This is a genomic window from Micromonospora sp. AB353, assembly GCF_049538395.1.
Taxonomy (GTDB): domain Bacteria; phylum Actinomycetota; class Actinomycetes; order Mycobacteriales; family Micromonosporaceae; genus Micromonospora; species Micromonospora aurantiaca.
Genome location: NZ_JBMVFV010000008.1, coordinates 22481 through 37911 on the forward strand (window position 1 = coordinate 22481; position 15431 = coordinate 37911).

The window sequence follows — 15431 nt, forward strand, 5'->3', positions numbered from 1 at the left end:
TCACCGCCGCTTCGCGTTCGCGCGGTCCTGCAGGCCTTCGCCGAGCAGGCTGAACCCCAGGACGCAGACGAACAGGGCCAGGCCGGGCGGGACCGAGGTCCACCACCGGCCGCCGACCACGTCCGCGGCGCCGAGGCTGATCATGGCGCCCCACTCCGCCTCGGGGATGCTCACGCCCAGGCCGAGGAAGGAGAGCCCGGCCAGGGTGAGCATGGCCCAGCCGCAGTTCAGCGGCGCGATCACCCGGACCGGGGTGAGGCTGTTGGGCAGCAGGTGCCGCCAGAGCACGCCGACCGGCGACGCGCCGGAGGTGATGGCGGCGTCCACGAACGGCAGTTCCCGCAGCGACCGCACCTCGGCGCGGACCAGCCGGGCGTACGCCGGCGCGTTCACCGCCGCGATCGTGATGATCAGGTTGATGGTGCCGTTGCCGAGCAGGGCGGCCACGGCGAGCGCCAGGATGAACGTGGGGAACGACTGGAAGATGTCGACCACCCGCATCAGCACGTCGTCGAGCCAGCCGCCGAAGTAGCCGGCGACCAGGCCGAGCAGCGTGCCGACGACCACCGCCAGCGCGACCGCGGCCAGCGCGATGCCCAGGTCGAGCCGGGCGGCGTAGAGCACCCGGCTCCAGATGTCCATGCCGTTGCCGTCGGTGCCGAGCAGGTGGCTGCCGCCCGGCGCGACGAGCGTGTTCGCCGCGTCGATCTCGGTCTCGCCCCACTGGCTCAGCAGCGGCGCGAACACCGCCAGCAGCGCGACCACCGACAGGATGCTCGCCCCGGCGATGATCATGCGGCGGGCGAATCGGCTGTCCCGATCGCCGCCGGGCACGACCACCGGCGCGGCGGCGGGGCCGTCGGGGACGGTTCGCAGCTCGGCCATCAGAGCCTCACTCTCGGGTCGAGGATCGCGTGGACCACGTCGGCGATGAGGAACACCAGCACGTAGCACAGCGCGATGACCAGCACCGACGCCTGCACCACGGGGTAGTCCCGGTAGAGCAGGCCGCGCAGGGCCCACTGGCCGAAGCCCTGCCACGAGTACACGTACTCAACGAGCACGGTGGAGCCGATCGCCGTACCGAAGACCAGCGCGGCCAGCGACGGCAGCCGGACCAGCGTCGCCCGCAGCAGGTAGCCGTAGTGCAGCGTGCGGTCGCGCAGCCCGTGTGCCTTCGCCGCGGCGTACGACTCCGAGTGCAGCACCTCCAGCGCGGAGGCCCGGACGCTGCGCAGCAGCGGGGCCACCACGCCGACCACGAGGGTCAGCACCGGCAGCACCAGGTACGCCGCGGCCGAGGCGATCGCCGGCCCGTTGGCGGTGAGGACGGCGTCGACGAGGTCGGCGCCGGTGAGCGGGGTCAGGCCGGTGTCCGGGTCGACCCGGCCGTTGGGCGCCGGGAACCAGCCGAGGATGCTGTAGCCGACGAGCACCAGCACCAGGCCGAGCCAGAACTCCGGTACGGAGTTGCCGACCAGCGCGAAGATCCGGACGCTGTGGTCGCCGGCCCGGTTGGCCCGCTTGGCCGACCAGATGCCCAGCACCGTCGCCACCACGAGCGCGATGCTCACCGAGATGACGACGAGTTCCAGGGTCGGACCCACCCGCAGCGCCATCTCCGAGCCCACGGAGCTGCCGCTCTGGATCGACGTCCCGAAGTCACCGGTGAGCAGCCCGCCGAGGTAGTCGAGGAACTGCTGCCACAGGGACTGGTCCAGCCCGAAGCGGGCCCGGGCGGCGGCGGCGTCCTCCTCGGTGGCGTTCTGCCCGAGGATGCTGCGGACCGGATCGCCCGGCAGCACCCGGACCAGGAGGAAGGCCAGGACGACCACGCCGAGCAGAACGGGGATCAGCTGGAGTAGTCGCCTGACGACGAAGCGGAAGATACGCATGGGTGGGTGGTGTCCCTAGGCCGATGCGCTCAGGTAGCGCAGGCGGGCGAGGCCGTCCATCGGCTGCACCCAGCCGGCGACGGACTCCCGGACGGGCAGGTTGAAGTTGGGCTGGCAGATGACCACCCACGGCACGTCGGCGGCGAGGATCTCCTGGACCCGCTTCCACAGCGCGTTGCGGGCGCCGGTGTCGACTGTGGTGTGCGACTTCTCGTAGATCTGCTCGATCTCCGGGTTGCTGTAGTTCGAGTAGTTCAGGTTGGCGCCCTTGACGAAGCTGGTCGCCAGCATGTACTCGACGTCGTCCACCCAGAGCTGCCCGGAGGTGATCTGGAGGGGGATGTTCTTCTTGGTCCGCCGCTCGCCGAGGGTGGCCGGGTCCAGCGGGGTCAGCTTGAGCCGGATGCCCGCCTTCGCCGCCTCGCTCTGGACCTGGACGGCGATCTTCTGCTGCTCCTCGTTGTCGGCCTCGAAGACCAGCTCGGAGTCGAGCGACGCCCGGCCGGCGGCGGCCATGGCGGCCTTGGCCTTCTCCAGGTCGTAGGTGAACGGGTAGCCGCTCTCGTCGTAGCCGGGCATGTCCAGCGGGACCGGGCTCTTGGCCGCGCGGGCGTCGCCGCCGTACACGTTGTTGATGATCTGCTCGTAGGGCACCGCGTACGCGAGCGCCTTGCGGACGTTCACGTCGTTGAACGGCGCCGCGGTGACCGACATCTGGATGGCGACCTGGCGGTTGCTGGCCGCCGAGATGACCTTGATGCCCGGGGCCTTCTTCAGGTCCTGGATGTCGCGCTGGCTGATGCCCAGGGCGATGTCGATGTCACCGGCCTGGAGCTGGAGGCGCTGGTTGGAGGCGGCCGGCACGACGGAGATCCGGATGGTCGGCGTCTTGGCCGGGTCCGGGCCCGGGTAGCCGGTGTTCGCGCTGAGTTCGATCTCCTGGCCCTGGGTGGCCTTGGCGACGTTGAAGTAGCCGCCGGTCGGCGGGTTCTTCGCGAACCACTCCTTGGCCCAGGGGTCGCTGGCGCTGGCGCGCTTCTTGGCCTCGACGGAGTCGAAGACGTACAGCGAGATCGCCTGGATCTGCCGGGTCAGTGCGCTCGGGAACGCCTGGTGGAACTCCACCGTGTAGTCGTCGACGACCTTGACCTGGTCGGCGCTGGTGAGGCCGATGGTGCGGTAGACGCCGGCGACGTTGGCCTGGGCGGCGAACGCGCGGTCCTTCGACCACTTGACGTCGGCGGCCTTCATCTCGTTGCCGCTGGCGAACTTCACGCCGCGGCGCAGCTTGAGCGTCCACACCTTCTGCTCGGCGTCCGGCTCGAACGACTCGGCGAACGTCGGGGTGATGTTCTGGGTGTCGAGGATCTGGCTGCCGCCGGCGTTTGTGACCCCGTAGTCGATCAGGTACGGGAAGACGTTCTTGTAGAGCATCAGCGCGGTCAGGTCGAAACCGACGAAGTCCTGGTCCCAGCTCGACAGGTAGCTGGAGACGGCGATGCGCAGCGTCTTGGCGGAGGCGCCGCCGGACTTGCCGTCCGTGGACTTGTTGCCGCTGTCCGCGGCGCAGGCACCGGTGGCGAACAGGAGCGCGACGCTGCCACCCAACTGCAGGACGCCGCGGCGGGAGAGCGCGGGCGAGGAGGCGCCCGGACGGGGTGAACGAGCCATGAGAAGCCCTCCTAGAAGCACGAGGCGAATGGCCCGAGCTGCGGACCTACCTGGTGTTCTACCGGATTAGGCATGAGTGAACAATAGGGTGAACGGTGTTCACTGAACACGCCCGCTCGATGAACCAAGAGCGCTCCCGGACTGCGGGATGCCCCCGCTGTCGGCGTTCACATGAGTTCACCGAAACGTTACGTACGACGGATCGAACAGGGCCGGAGGTGATCGTCCTCGGCGGCGGCGTCTCCCACGCGCTCACACCCGACCTGGTGCGGGCTGCGCGGCCGGCTGCACGAGATCGTGCCCGCCGCCGAGGCGGACCTCGCCCGCGTACCCCAGCCGGACGCCCTCGCCGGCTGCGACCTGCCGGCCCGGCCGGCCGCGCCTGAGCAGGCGGCGCCCGCGCCGCGCGCTCCTGTGAGCGCTCACCCGACCGCCCACCCGGCATTCCTCCGGGCCCGGCTGGTTGAACATGTTATCGATAACCTGCTATGTTCCGGCACGGGAGCGAAGGGCACGCTCCCCGTCACCCCCGCAACCGGCAAGGCGACCCGAGGCACCGTCCTCGCCGCCCCGCCGGTCGGTGACCAGTCCGGGCCGCTCCGCCGATGCACGCCGACGCAGGCGGCCAACGGACGACTTCGGCCCCGGCCGCACGCGCGGCTCCGCGCCCTCTTCGCAGGCGACGTCGGCATCGACGGACGGTCCGGCCTGCACCGCCACCCAGGGCAAGGAGTCCAGCAATGGCGAAACGAACACCCCTTCTCTCATCCATCGCCGCAGCGGCAGTGCTCCTCGCTGCGGTCGCCGGCGGCGCGCTCAACGGCGGCCTCGGCGAGACGGCGCAGGCGTCGACGAACGGCACGCTCGCCGCGACCGCCGGCTGCGGAAAGGCGCCCACGCTGTCCAGCGGGACGCGCACCATCTCCAGCGGCGGCCAGAACCGCAGCTACATCCTGCGCATCCCGGACGGGTACGACCGCAACCGCCCGTACCGGCTGATCTTCGGGTTCCACTGGTTGAACGGCTCGGCGAACAACGTCGCCTCGGCCGGCTACTACGGCCTGCTGCCGCTGTCGAACAACAGCACGATCTTCGTCGCCCCGCAGGGCATCGACAACGGCTGGGCCAACACCAACGGCCGGGACCTGACGCTGTTCGACGACATCTCCCGGCAGATCGAGAACGACCTCTGCGTCGACACCAGCCAGCGGTTCGCGCTCGGCTGGAGCTACGGCGGGGCGATGAGCTACGCGGTGGCCTGCGCCCGGCCCACCGTCGTCCGCGCGGTCACCGTCATCTCCGGCGCCAACCTCAGCGGCTGCAACGGCGGCACCCAGCCGGTCGCCTACTTCGGCATCCACGGCATCTACGACAGCGTGCTGAACATCTCCGCGGGCCGGTCGCTGCGGGACACGTTCGTCCGCAACAACGGCTGCACCGCGCAGAGCCCGCGCGAGCCGAGCCGGGGCAGCCTCACCCACATCACCACCACGTACTCCGGCTGCCGCGAGGGCTACCCGGTGCAGTGGGCGGCGTTCGACGGCGACCACACCCCCAGCCCGGTCGACGGGTCGTCCAGCCCGAACGACTCCCGGACCTGGACGTCGGGGGAGATATGGCGGTTCTTCAGCCAGTTCGCCTCCACCACGCCGCCGCCCACCACCGCGCCGCCGACCACCGCACCGCCCACCACGCCGCCGCCCACGACGCCGCCGCCGACCACGCCGCCGCCGACCGGTGAGCCGGGCGCGTGCACCGCGACCTACCGGACCGTGAACACCTGGCCCGGCGGCTTCCAGGCCGAGGTCACCGTGGCGAACAACGGCGCCACCACGCTCAACGGCTGGACCGTACGCCTGACCCTGGCCTCCGGCCAGGCGATCAGCAGCCTCTGGAACGGCGTCAACACCGGCACCACCGGCTCGGTGTCGGTCCGCAACGCGGCGTACAACGGCACGCTGGGCGCGAACGCCTCGACGACGTTCGGGTTCACCGCCACCGGGAACGGCGCCACGGCCCCCAGCGGCGTCAGCTGCACCAGCCCCTGACCGGGCCGGCCCGCCGATCCCCGCACGGGGAGCCGGGCTGTGGGGTGGCACCGCGCCGCCCCCGGCCCGGCACCAGTCGGGACAACGTGAGGTTCCGTATGCTCTAATTAACTCTGGTCGATGTTTGCGCTAACATCCGCGATCCCGCGGGCCATCGCCACCACAACCTGGGGAACGCAGCACGACGTTTGTTAGCGTTTACACCGACGGCCATCCACAACTCGCGATACCCGGCCCCGCCGGCCGGACGGTCGCGCGTACCCGAGGAGCCGTCATGGTGATCACCCGTCCCCGGCCCGTCCGATCCGGGCCATCGCGTCTCGTCATACCCGCCCTGTCTCTCGCCCTGGCCGCCACCGGCGGCGGCCTGACCCTCGCCGCGACCCCCGCGCAGGCGGCCACCACGATCACCGTCAACGGCGCCTCCGGCGGCCAGACGTTCGACGGGGTCGGCGCGGTCAGCGGCGGCGGCGGCAACAGCCGGCTGCTGATCGACTATCCGGAGCCGCAACGCGGGCAGATCCTGGACTACCTGTTCAAGCCCGGCTACGGCGCCGCGCTGCAGATCCTCAAGGTCGAGATGGGTGGCGACACCAACTCCACGAGCGGCTCGGAGCCGAGTCACGAGCACGTCCGGGGCGACCTGAACTGCAACCGCGGCTACCAGTGGTGGATCATGGAGCAGGCCAAGGCCCGCAACCCCGCCATCAAGCTGGCGGCGCTGCCCTGGGGTGCTCCCGGGTGGATCGGCAACGGCAACTTCATGTCCCAGGACATGATCAACTACTTCGTGGACTGGCTGGGCTGCGCGCAGCAGCACAACCTCACCATGGACTACATCACCGCCGCCCAGAACGAGAAGCGGACCGACGCCAACTGGACCATCAGCCTGCGCCAGGCGTTGAACGCCAACGGTTACAGCGGCGTGAAGATCATCTACGGGGACGACTACCCCGGTAGCTGGGGCCCGGCGAACGCCGTGGCCAGCAACGCCACGCTGCGCAACAGCATCGACGTGCTCAGCGGCCACTACCCGTGCGGCTACCTCAGCGCGCAGACCACCTGCACCGCCTCCTCGACAGCCACCAGCACCGGCAAGACGCTGTGGAACAGCGAGGGCGGCTCGCAGGACTACAACGACGGCGCCAAGCCGCTGGCCCGCGGCATCAACCGCGGTTACATCGACGGCCGGATGGTCGCCTACCTCAACTGGGACCTGATCGCCGCGATCACGCCGAACCTGCCCTGGTCCACGGTCGGGCTGATCCTGGCCAACCAGCCCTGGTCCGGCTGGTACTCGGTCGGCAAGAACACCTGGGCGCTGGCGCACACCACCCAGTTCACCGCGCCGGGCTGGCGCTACCTGGACTCGTCCTCGGGCTACCTGGGCGGCAACCGCAACAACGGCAGCTATGTGTCGCTGCGTTCCCCCACCGGCGGCGACTACAGCACCGTCATCGAGACCATGGACGCCACATCGGCGCAGCAGCTCACCGTGAACGTCACCGGCGGGCTCTCCACCGGCCAGGTGCACGTGTGGTCCACGAACCTGAACTCGACGAACCCGAACGACTTCTTCGTCCGCGGCGCGGACATCACCCCGTCGGGCGGTTCGTTCTCGCTCACCGTCCAGCCCGGACACCTCTACACCGTCACCACCACGACCGGGCAGGGCAAGGGCACCGCCACCAGCCCGGCCCAGGGCTCGCTCGGCCTGCCGTACCGGGACGACTTCGACGGGTACGCCGCCGGACGCCTACCGAAGTACCTCCAGGACATGCAGGGCGCGTTCGAGACCGTCGGCTGCGGCGGCGGCCGGGCCGGCATGTGCCTGCGGCAGATGTCCGCGCAGGCGCCGATCACCTGGAAGACGCTCGCCGACCCGGCCACCTACGGCGGGAACCTGAGCTGGGGCAACTACACCGTCTCCGCCGACGTCCTGCTCGAACAGTCCGGCTACGCCCAGATCCAGGGCCGCGTCGGCACCACGAACCTCGACCCGATCGGCCGGTACAACGGCTACTTCCTGCGGGTCACCGACTCCGGCTCGTGGTCGATCCTGCGGAACAACACCGCCGGGCAGCTCGCCACGCTGCGCAGCGGAAACGTCGCCGCGCTGGGCACCGGCCGCTGGCACAGCCTCGCGCTGGGCTTCGCCGGCTCCACCATCACCGCCACCATCGACGGCACGACCGTCGGCACGGTCACCGACTCCACGTTCGGCACCGGCCAGGTCGGCTTCGGCACCAGCCAGGGCGGTACCGCCCAGTTCGACAACCTGTCGGTGGTCGCCGGCCCGGGCGGCAACCCCGGGGGTACGAGCGGCGCTCTGCTCAACCCCAACTCCAGCCGCTGCCTGGACGTGCCGAACCAGTCCCAGACCAACGGCACCCAGACCGCGTTGTGGGAGTGCAACGGCGGCACCAACCAGCAGTGGACGGCGACCTCCGGCCGGCAGCTCCAGGTGTACGGCAGCAAGTGCCTCGACGCCGAGGGCCAGGGCACCTCGTCCGGCACCCGGGTCATCATCTGGGACTGCAACGGCGGCGCCAACCAGCAGTGGAACGTCAACACCGACGGCACGATCACCGGCGTCCAGTCCGGACTGTGCCTGAGCCCGAACGGCGGCGGGACCGGCAACGGCACCCCGATCGTCCTGTCCGCCTGCACCGGCGGCAGCAGCCAGAAGTGGAGCCGGGCGTGACGGCCCGACCTTCGCCGACCGTACCCATCCGCCGCGGCGCGGCCTACCGGGGAGATGACCTGTGACCTCAACGCTATGGAGACCCGACCGCCGGACCAGACGATGGCTCGCGCTGGCCGTGACCATGCTCGCCCTGCTGGGGCTGGCCCCGGTCATCGCCGGCGGGCTGAAGCCGACCGTCGCCCGGGCGGACAACCCGATCGTGCAGACGATCTACACGGCCGACCCGGCCCCGCTCGTGTACAACAACCGGGTCTACCTGTACACCGGCCACGACGAGGACAACTCGACCTGGTTCACCATGAAGGAGTGGCGGGTCTTCTCGTCCGACGACATGGTCAACTGGACCGACCACGGATCGCCGCTCAGCCTCGCCACGTTCAGCTGGGCCAAGCAGGACGCGTGGGCCGGCCAGGCGGTCCACCGCAACGGCAAGTTCTACTGGTACGTGCCGATGGTCGTGCGGGCAACCGGCCAGATGGGCATCGGGGTGGCGGTGGCGGACAGCCCCACCGGTCCGTTCCGCGACGCCATCGGGCGTCCGCTGGTGAGCAACGGCGAGATCGACCCGACCGTGTTCATCGACGACGACGGCCAGGCGTACCTGTACTGGGGCAACCCGCGCCTGTGGTACGTGAAGCTGAACGCGGACATGATCTCGTACTCGGGCAGCCCGACGCAGATCCCGCTGACCACTGCGGGCTTCGGGGCGCGGACCGGGGACGCGAACCGGCCCACCCTCTACGAGGAGGGGCCGTGGGTGTACAAGCGCAACGGCCTCTACTACATGGCGTTCGCGGCCAAGTGCTGCTCCGAGTTCGTCGCCTACTCGACCGCGCCCGGGCCGCTGGGCCCGTGGACGTACCGCGGGACGATCATGCCGACCCAGGGCAGCAGCTTCACCAACCACCCGGGGATCATCGACTTCAAGGGCAACTCGTACTTCTTCTACCACAACGGCGCGTTGCCCGGCGGCGGCGGTTTCACCAGGTCGGTGGCGGTGGAGAAGTTCTCCTACGGCGCGGACGGCTCGATCCCCACGATCAACATGACCACCACCGGCGCCCCGCAGGTCGGCACCCTGGACCCGTACGCCCGGCAGGAGGCCGAGACGATGGCCTGGGGGCAGGGGGTGGAGACCGAGGCGTCCTCCCTGGGCGGGCGGAACGTCGGTTACATCGACAACGGGGACTACATCAAGGTCAAGGGCGTGGCCTTCGGCGCCGGCGCGACCAAGTTCACCGCCCTGGTGGCCTCGGCCGGTAGCGGTGGGTCCATCGAGCTGCGCCTGGACAGCGTGACCGGCCCGCTGGTGGGCACCTGCCAGGTGACCCCCACCGGCGGCTGGCAGACGTGGACCAACCCGAGCTGCCCGGTCAGCGGCGCCACCGGCACCCACGACCTCTACCTGCGGTTCACCGGCGGCAGCGGCTCGCTGTTCAACATCGACCACTGGTGGTTCACCTCCAGCCTCAGCGGCACCCCGCCGCCGGTCCCCCCGTCGACCCCGCCGCCCTCCTCTCCCCCGCCGTCCACCACGCCGCCGCCGACCGGCGGCGCCTGCACCGCGACCTACCGCACCACCAACTCCTGGTCCGGCGGTTTCCAGGCCGAGGTGACGGTCACCGCGGGCGCCGCGGCGCTCAACGGCTGGTCGGTGCGGTGGAACCTCGCCGGTGGTCAGAGCATCAGCCAGGTCTGGAGCGGCACGCTGAGCACCAGCGGCTCCACGGCGACCGTCCGCAACGCGGCGTACAACGGCTCCGTGCCGGCGTCCGGCTCGACCACGTTCGGCTTCATCGCCGACGGCTCCCCGTCCACCCCGTCCCTGACCTGCACCAGCCCGTGAGAGGAGCGTTCATGCGTACCAGAGCGAGAAGATGGCTCACCGCGGGCGCCGCGCTGGCCCTGCTGGCCGCCGGCGTGCTGACGCCCGCCGGCCCGGCGGGCGCCGAGTCCAACGGCGGCACCCGGGTGATGCCGCTCGGCGACTCCATCACCGAGGGCACCCAGGTGCCGGGCGGCTACCGGATCGGCCTGTGGCAGCGGCTGGCCGGCGGCGGCTACCGGGTCGACCTGGTCGGCTCCCAGTTCAACGGGCCGGGCAACCTCGGCGACCACGACCACGAGGGCCACCCCGGCTGGCGCATCGACCAGATCGACGCCAACATCACCGGCTGGCTGAACGCCTACCAGCCGCGCACCGTGCTGCTGCACATCGGCACCAACGACATCCTGCAGAACTACAACGTCTCGACCGCGCCGAACCGGCTCTCCTCGCTCATCGACCGCATCACCACCACGGCGCCGAACGCGGACGTGTTCGTCGCGCAGATCATCCCGCTCGCCAACTCCGGCCAGGCGGCGGCGGTGCGCACGTTCAACGCCGCACTGCCCGGCATCGTGCAGTCGAAGGTGAACGCCGGCAAGCGGGTCCACCTGGTCGACCAGTACTCGGCGCTGACCACCGCCGACCTGATCGACGGCATCCACCCGACCGCCACCGGCTACGACAAGATGGCGGCGGTCTGGTACCGGGCGTTGCAGTCGGTGTCCGGCAGCATCGGCATCCCCGGCAGCGGCGGCGGCACGTACCAGAACGTGCAGCTCGTCGGCGCCGGCTCGGGCCGGTGCCTGGACGTGCCGAACGGCAGCACCACGAACGGCACGGCGGTGCAGCTGTACGACTGTTGGGGCGGCACCATGCAGCGCTGGACCTACACCTCGGCCAAGCAGTTGCAGGTGCTCGGCAACAAGTGCCTCGACGCCAGCGGGCGGGGCACCGCGAACGGCACCAGCGTGATCATCTGGGACTGCAACGGCCAGCCCAACCAGCAGTGGAACCTCAACGCCAACGGCACGATCAGTGGGGTCCAGTCCGGGCGCTGCCTGGACGCGGCCGGCTACGGCACCGCCAACGGGACCAGGATCAACCTCTGGGACTGCCACGGCGGCACCAACCAGCAGTGGAGCACACGCGCCTGACCGGCGTGCGACGGGCTCCCCGGCGGACACCGCCGGGGAGCCCGCCGCATGACCAGCGGCGGGCTCGGCGGGTACGTAGAGTGAGAGCCATGTCGAAGCCGCCGCTGCCCGAGCCCGCCGTCGCCATGCTGGGCAAGCCGAATCCCGCCGTCATCGCCACGCTGCGCGACGGCCAGCCGGTGTCCGCTGCCACCTGGTACCTGTGGGAGGACGGCCGCGTCCTGGTGAACATGGACGAGGGCCGCCGGCGGCTGGCGCACCTGCGCAGCGATCCCCGGGTCTCCCTGACCGTGCTGGACGAGGGGAACTGGTACACCCACGTCAGCCTCATCGGGCGGGTGGTCGAGCTGCGCGACGACGAGGGCCTGGCGGACATCGACCGGATCTCGCAGCACTACACCGGGAAGCCGTACCCGCGGCGGGACCGCGCCCGGGTCAGCGCCTGGATCGAGATCGAGCGCTGGCACGGATGGGGCGCGCACAAGGACAACAGCCAGACCGGCTGACGGCGCCCCCACGATGTCCGACCCATGCGGAAGAGTGTCGGGCATGAGTGAGCCGTACGACCCGAAGGCAGCGCTGCACCACTACCTGCGCGCGATCCGGGAGAACCTGATCTGGAAGCTCGACGGGCTGAGCGAACGTGACGCCCGGCTTCCGCGCACCGCGACCGGCAACAACTTCCTGGGCCTGCTCAAGCACTGCCTGAACGTCGAGGCCGGCTACTTCGGGCAGGCGTTCGGCCGCGAGTTCCCCACACCGGCGGAGCTGGTCGCCGCCGAGACGTTCGACGCGGACCCGCAGGCCGACTGGTACGCCCGCGAGGACGAGACCAAGGACGGGCTGATCGACCTGTACCGCCGGGTCGGGGCGTTCGCGGACGAGACGATCGAGACGCTGCCGCTGGACGCGCCGGGGCGGGTGCCGTGGTGGCAGCCCGGCCGGCAGGACGTGACGCTGCACCAGGTCATCGTGCACGTCTGCGTCGACCTGGCCCGGCATGCCGGGCACGCCGACATCATGCGCGAGCAGCACGACGCGGCGATCGGGCTGGGGCAGGACAACCGGAACATCCCCGACGGCTACGACTGGCCGGCGTACGTCGGCAAGCTGTCGGCGCTCGCCGACCGGTTCGAGTAGGCGGCATTCCGGTATGCCGGGCCGGAAGTTTCAACCATATTTCGGACAGCGGATCGACAGGACCAGCAGCATCGTGAAGCATCTATCCCATGAAGATCCGGCCCGCCGTCGCCCCGCCGGCCGCTGAGGACACCGGTCCCGAGCAGCCGCCCGCCGACCAGCCCTCGGACGACCGCCCCTCGGACGAGCGCCCCGCGGACGGCAGACGCCGGTGGCGGCCGAACCCGGAGTGGACGCTGGCGATCCTGGGCAGCCTGCTGCTGGCGGTGGTGCTGACCTGGCCGACGATGCGGCACCCGGCGACCACGATCCCGGGCGACCTCGGCGACCCGACGTTGCAGGCGTGGCAGGTCGCCTGGTCGGGGCACGCCCTGCTCAGCGACCCGGCGAACCTCTGGAACTCGAACACGTTCTATCCGGAGCGCTACACCTACGCCTACAGCGACACCCTGCTCGGGTACGCCCCGTTCGGGATGCTCGGCTCCGGCTTCGAGGCCGCGGTGATCCGCTACAACGTGCTCTACGTGCTGCTGCACGCGCTGGCGTTCCTCGGGGCGTACGCGCTGGCCCGGCAGCTCGGCGCCAACCGCTGGGGCGGTGCGGTCGCCGGGATCGCGTGGGCGTACGCGCCGTGGCGGCTGGCGCACTCCGGCCACCTGAACATCCTGTCCAGTGGCGGGATCGCGCTGGCCCTGGCGATGCTGGCCCGGGGTCACGGCTGGTCGCTGCGCCACGGCTACCGGCCGGAGCGCCGCCGTCCCGGCTGGGCGGTGGCCGGGTGGCTCGTCGCGGCCTGGCAGGTCACGCTCGGCTTCGGCATCGGGCTGCCGCTCGTCTACTTCCTGCTGGCCGCCGTGCTGGTGGCGGCCGGCTGTTACGGCTGGTCCTGGTGGCGCAAGCGGGAGCGGCCCCCGTTCGGCCGGCGGCTCCTGATCGCGGACCTGGCCGGCGGCGCCGTGTTCGGCACCGTGACGCTGCTGCTCGGGCTGGTCTACCTGCGGGTGGTCGACCTCAACCCGCAGGCCGTCCGGTCGCTGGACTGGACCAAGATGTTCTCCCCGCCGCTGATCGGGTTCGTCACCGCGCCCGGCGACTCGTGGTTGTGGGGGGAACGGCACGCCGCCGCCCGCGAGCAGCTGACCTGGCCGCCGGAGATGGCGTTGCTGCCCGGCATGACGCTGATCGGGCTGGCCGCGGCGGGGTTGTTCGTCTCGGCGTTCCCGGTGCGGCACCGGGTCGCGCTGGGGCTCGGCGTGACCGGCACCGTGCTGCTGGGCCTGGGCGCCACGCTCGGCGGGGACGGCGACCCCGGCTATCTGACGTTGTCCAACCTCCTGCCGGGCTGGGACGCGTTGCGCACCCCGGGCCGGATGATGCACTGGACCAGCCTGCTGCTGGCGGTGCTGGCCGCCGGGCTGATCACGGCGCTCGCCGAGTCGTGGCACCGCCCCTCGGCCCACCGCTGGTCGCGGGCCGTGGCACCGCTGGTCCTGCTGGTGCCGCTGGCCCTGGTCACGCTGGAGGGCGTGAACCGCACGCCGCACCCGGTGGTGCCGACGCCACCGGCGGCGATGCGGGCCGCGCCGGAACCGATGCTGGTGCTGCCTGCCGGCGGGGTGGGCGACCTGAACTACATGCTGTGGTCGACCGACGGCTTCCCCCGGATCACCAACGGGCTCGGCGGTTTCGAGCCGGTCACCCAGGCCCAGACGCGGGTCGCCGTGGCGACGTTCCCCGACGCGGGCAGCGTGGCGTACCTGCGCGGGATCGGCGTGCGGTCGGTCGTCGCGGTGCCGAGCCGCGCGGCGGGTACGCCGTGGGAGGGCATCGAGACCCGGCCGGTCGACGGGCTGGGCATCACCCGGGAGGAGTTCGATGGCACGCTTGTCTACCGCCTCTGACGCCGTGAGCGCCGGTCCCGTGTGCCCGGGCCGGGCGGGGTGAGCGCCGTGCGGTTGTCGGTGGTGGTGCCCTGTTTCAACGAGGAAGCGTCGGTGGAGCGGCTGCACGAGATGCTCAGCGTCGCGTTCGCCGAGCTGACCGACGTGGACGTCGAGGTCGTGTACGTCGACGACGGCAGCGAGGACGGCACGCTGGCGGCACTGCGCCGGCTCGCCGCCGCCGACCCGGCCGTCTGCTACACGTCGCTGAGCCGCAACTTCGGCAAGGAGGCGGCCATGCTCGCCGGCCTGCGCCGGGCCACCGGCGACGCGGTGGTCATCATGGACGCCGACCTGCAGCACCCGCCGCGGTTGCTGCCCGAGATGGTGATGCTCTACCGCCAGGGCTTCGACCAGGTGATCGCCCGCCGGGACCGCCGCGGTGACCGGTTCATCCGGATGGTCGCCTCGCGTTCCTTCTACCGCCTGGTCAACTGGTGGATAGACGTACGCCTGCTCGACGGCGCCGGCGACTTCCGGCTGCTGTCCCGGCTCGCGGTGAACGCGATCCTGGCGATGCCGGAGTACAACCGTTTCTCCAAGGGCCTGTTCTCGTGGATCGGTTTCCGCACCGCGGTGGTGGCGCACCGCAACGAGACCCGGCAGGCCGGGCGGAGCCGCTGGACGTTCGGCAAGCTGTTCAACTACGCGTTCGACGGCCTGCTGTCGTTCAACAACCGGCCGCTGCGCCTGGCGATCTACGGCGGCCTGTTCCTCACGCTCATCGCGGTGGGCTACATGGCCTGGGTCGTAGCGGACGCCGTGGAGAAGGGCATCGACGTGCCCGGCTACACCACGATCATCGTCAGCGTGATCGGGCTCGGCGGCATCCAGATGATGATCCTCGGGGTGATCGGCGAGTACATCGGCCGGATCTACTACGAGACGAAACGCCGTCCGCACTATCTCGTGCAGGAGACCGAACGCGTCGTCGATGCCCCCGGCCGGACCTCCCGGATTCCGGAGCAGCGTGCGGCCACCGGCGAATCGATGGCCGGCGAGACCGGCTGAGCAACCCCGATCGGTGGGTGCCGATAGGCGCAGAATC

General features: G+C 70.8%; 12 protein-coding genes. 8 read left to right on the plus strand and 4 right to left on the minus strand.

The genetic code is table 11. From position 1 onward, the window contains the following. From ACPCK6_RS06350 to ACPCK6_RS06365, 4 genes are all read right to left on the minus strand, one after another. Positions 1–885, minus strand: a complete 885-nt coding sequence (locus ACPCK6_RS06350) for an ABC transporter permease (protein WP_013285150.1) — start codon at positions 883–885, stop codon at positions 1–3. After that, the gene (locus ACPCK6_RS06355; RefSeq protein WP_013285149.1) at positions 885–1895 is read right to left on the minus strand and encodes an ABC transporter permease; all 1011 of its coding nucleotides are present in this window, start codon (positions 1893–1895) and stop codon (positions 885–887) included. The genes ACPCK6_RS06350 and ACPCK6_RS06355 overlap by 1 nt, the downstream gene beginning before the upstream one ends. Before the next feature lie 15 nt (positions 1896–1910). Further along, positions 1911–3566: an ABC transporter substrate-binding protein gene (locus ACPCK6_RS06360; protein WP_355513074.1), complete on the minus strand. Its 1656-nt coding sequence runs from the start codon at positions 3564–3566 to the stop codon at positions 1911–1913. A gap of 252 nt (positions 3567–3818) precedes the next feature. Beyond that, positions 3819–3992: a hypothetical protein gene (locus ACPCK6_RS06365; RefSeq protein ID WP_423480578.1), complete on the minus strand. Its 174-nt coding sequence runs from the start codon at positions 3990–3992 to the stop codon at positions 3819–3821. Positions 3993–4306: 314 nt separating this feature from the next. On the opposite strand from ACPCK6_RS06365, the gene ACPCK6_RS06370 reads away from it, so the two are divergent. The 8 genes from ACPCK6_RS06370 (at position 4307) to ACPCK6_RS06405 (ending at position 15394) form a co-directional block, all read left to right on the plus strand. Further along, positions 4307–5614 carry a CE1 family esterase gene (locus ACPCK6_RS06370; protein WP_423480579.1) on the plus strand — a complete coding sequence of 436 codons (1308 nt, stop codon included), beginning with the start codon at positions 4307–4309 and terminating at the stop codon, positions 5612–5614. A 274-nt stretch (positions 5615–5888) separates the two neighbouring features. After that, positions 5889–8318 (plus strand): ricin-type beta-trefoil lectin domain protein, encoded by a 2430-nt coding sequence (locus tag ACPCK6_RS06375; protein ID WP_423480580.1) that lies wholly within the window; start codon positions 5889–5891, stop codon positions 8316–8318. 124 nt (positions 8319–8442) lie between these two features. Then, positions 8443–10167 (plus strand): family 43 glycosylhydrolase, encoded by a 1725-nt coding sequence (locus tag ACPCK6_RS06380; protein WP_423480638.1) that lies wholly within the window; start codon positions 8443–8445, stop codon positions 10165–10167. An 11-nt stretch (positions 10168–10178) separates the two neighbouring features. After that, positions 10179–11303 (plus strand): RICIN domain-containing protein, encoded by a 1125-nt coding sequence (locus ACPCK6_RS06385; RefSeq protein WP_423480581.1) that lies wholly within the window; start codon positions 10179–10181, stop codon positions 11301–11303. A gap of 89 nt (positions 11304–11392) precedes the next feature. After that, positions 11393–11809 carry a PPOX class F420-dependent oxidoreductase gene (locus ACPCK6_RS06390; protein WP_194800788.1) on the plus strand — a complete coding sequence of 139 codons (417 nt, stop codon included), beginning with the start codon at positions 11393–11395 and terminating at the stop codon, positions 11807–11809. A gap of 43 nt (positions 11810–11852) precedes the next feature. Then, entirely contained in the window at positions 11853–12443 is a 591-nt protein-coding gene (locus tag ACPCK6_RS06395; RefSeq protein ID WP_423480582.1) for a DinB family protein, read from the plus strand. An 89-nt stretch (positions 12444–12532) separates the two neighbouring features. Then, entirely contained in the window at positions 12533–14344 is a 1812-nt protein-coding gene (locus ACPCK6_RS06400) for a putative glycosyltransferase family protein (RefSeq protein WP_423480583.1), read from the plus strand. Positions 14345–14392: 48 nt separating this feature from the next. After that, the gene (locus tag ACPCK6_RS06405; RefSeq protein WP_396880724.1) at positions 14393–15394 is read left to right on the plus strand and encodes a glycosyltransferase family 2 protein; all 1002 of its coding nucleotides are present in this window, start codon (positions 14393–14395) and stop codon (positions 15392–15394) included. Positions 15395–15431: the final 37 nt, after the last annotated feature.

Bases quoted from the DNA above. Each gene is read 5' to 3' on its own strand.
- ACPCK6_RS06380 (WP_423480638.1), top strand. From the start codon at position 8,443: ATGCTCGCCCTGCTGGGGCTGGCCCCGGTCATCGCCGGCGGGCTGAAG.
- ACPCK6_RS06395 (WP_423480582.1), top strand. From the start codon at position 11,853: ATGAGTGAGCCGTACGACCCGAAGGCAGCGCTGCACCACTACCTGCGC.
- ACPCK6_RS06375 (WP_423480580.1), top strand. From the start codon at position 5,889: ATGGTGATCACCCGTCCCCGGCCCGTCCGATCCGGGCCATCGCGTCTC.
- ACPCK6_RS06385 (WP_423480581.1), top strand. From the start codon at position 10,179: ATGCGTACCAGAGCGAGAAGATGGCTCACCGCGGGCGCCGCGCTGGCC.
- ACPCK6_RS06360 (WP_355513074.1), bottom strand. From the start codon at position 3,566: ATGGCTCGTTCACCCCGTCCGGGCGCCTCCTCGCCCGCGCTCTCCCGC.
- ACPCK6_RS06350 (WP_013285150.1), bottom strand. From the start codon at position 885: ATGGCCGAGCTGCGAACCGTCCCCGACGGCCCCGCCGCCGCGCCGGTG.
- ACPCK6_RS06390 (WP_194800788.1), top strand. From the start codon at position 11,393: ATGTCGAAGCCGCCGCTGCCCGAGCCCGCCGTCGCCATGCTGGGCAAG.
- ACPCK6_RS06355 (WP_013285149.1), bottom strand. From the start codon at position 1,895: ATGCGTATCTTCCGCTTCGTCGTCAGGCGACTACTCCAGCTGATCCCC.
- ACPCK6_RS06400 (WP_423480583.1), top strand. From the start codon at position 12,533: ATGAAGATCCGGCCCGCCGTCGCCCCGCCGGCCGCTGAGGACACCGGT.
- ACPCK6_RS06370 (WP_423480579.1), top strand. From the start codon at position 4,307: ATGGCGAAACGAACACCCCTTCTCTCATCCATCGCCGCAGCGGCAGTG.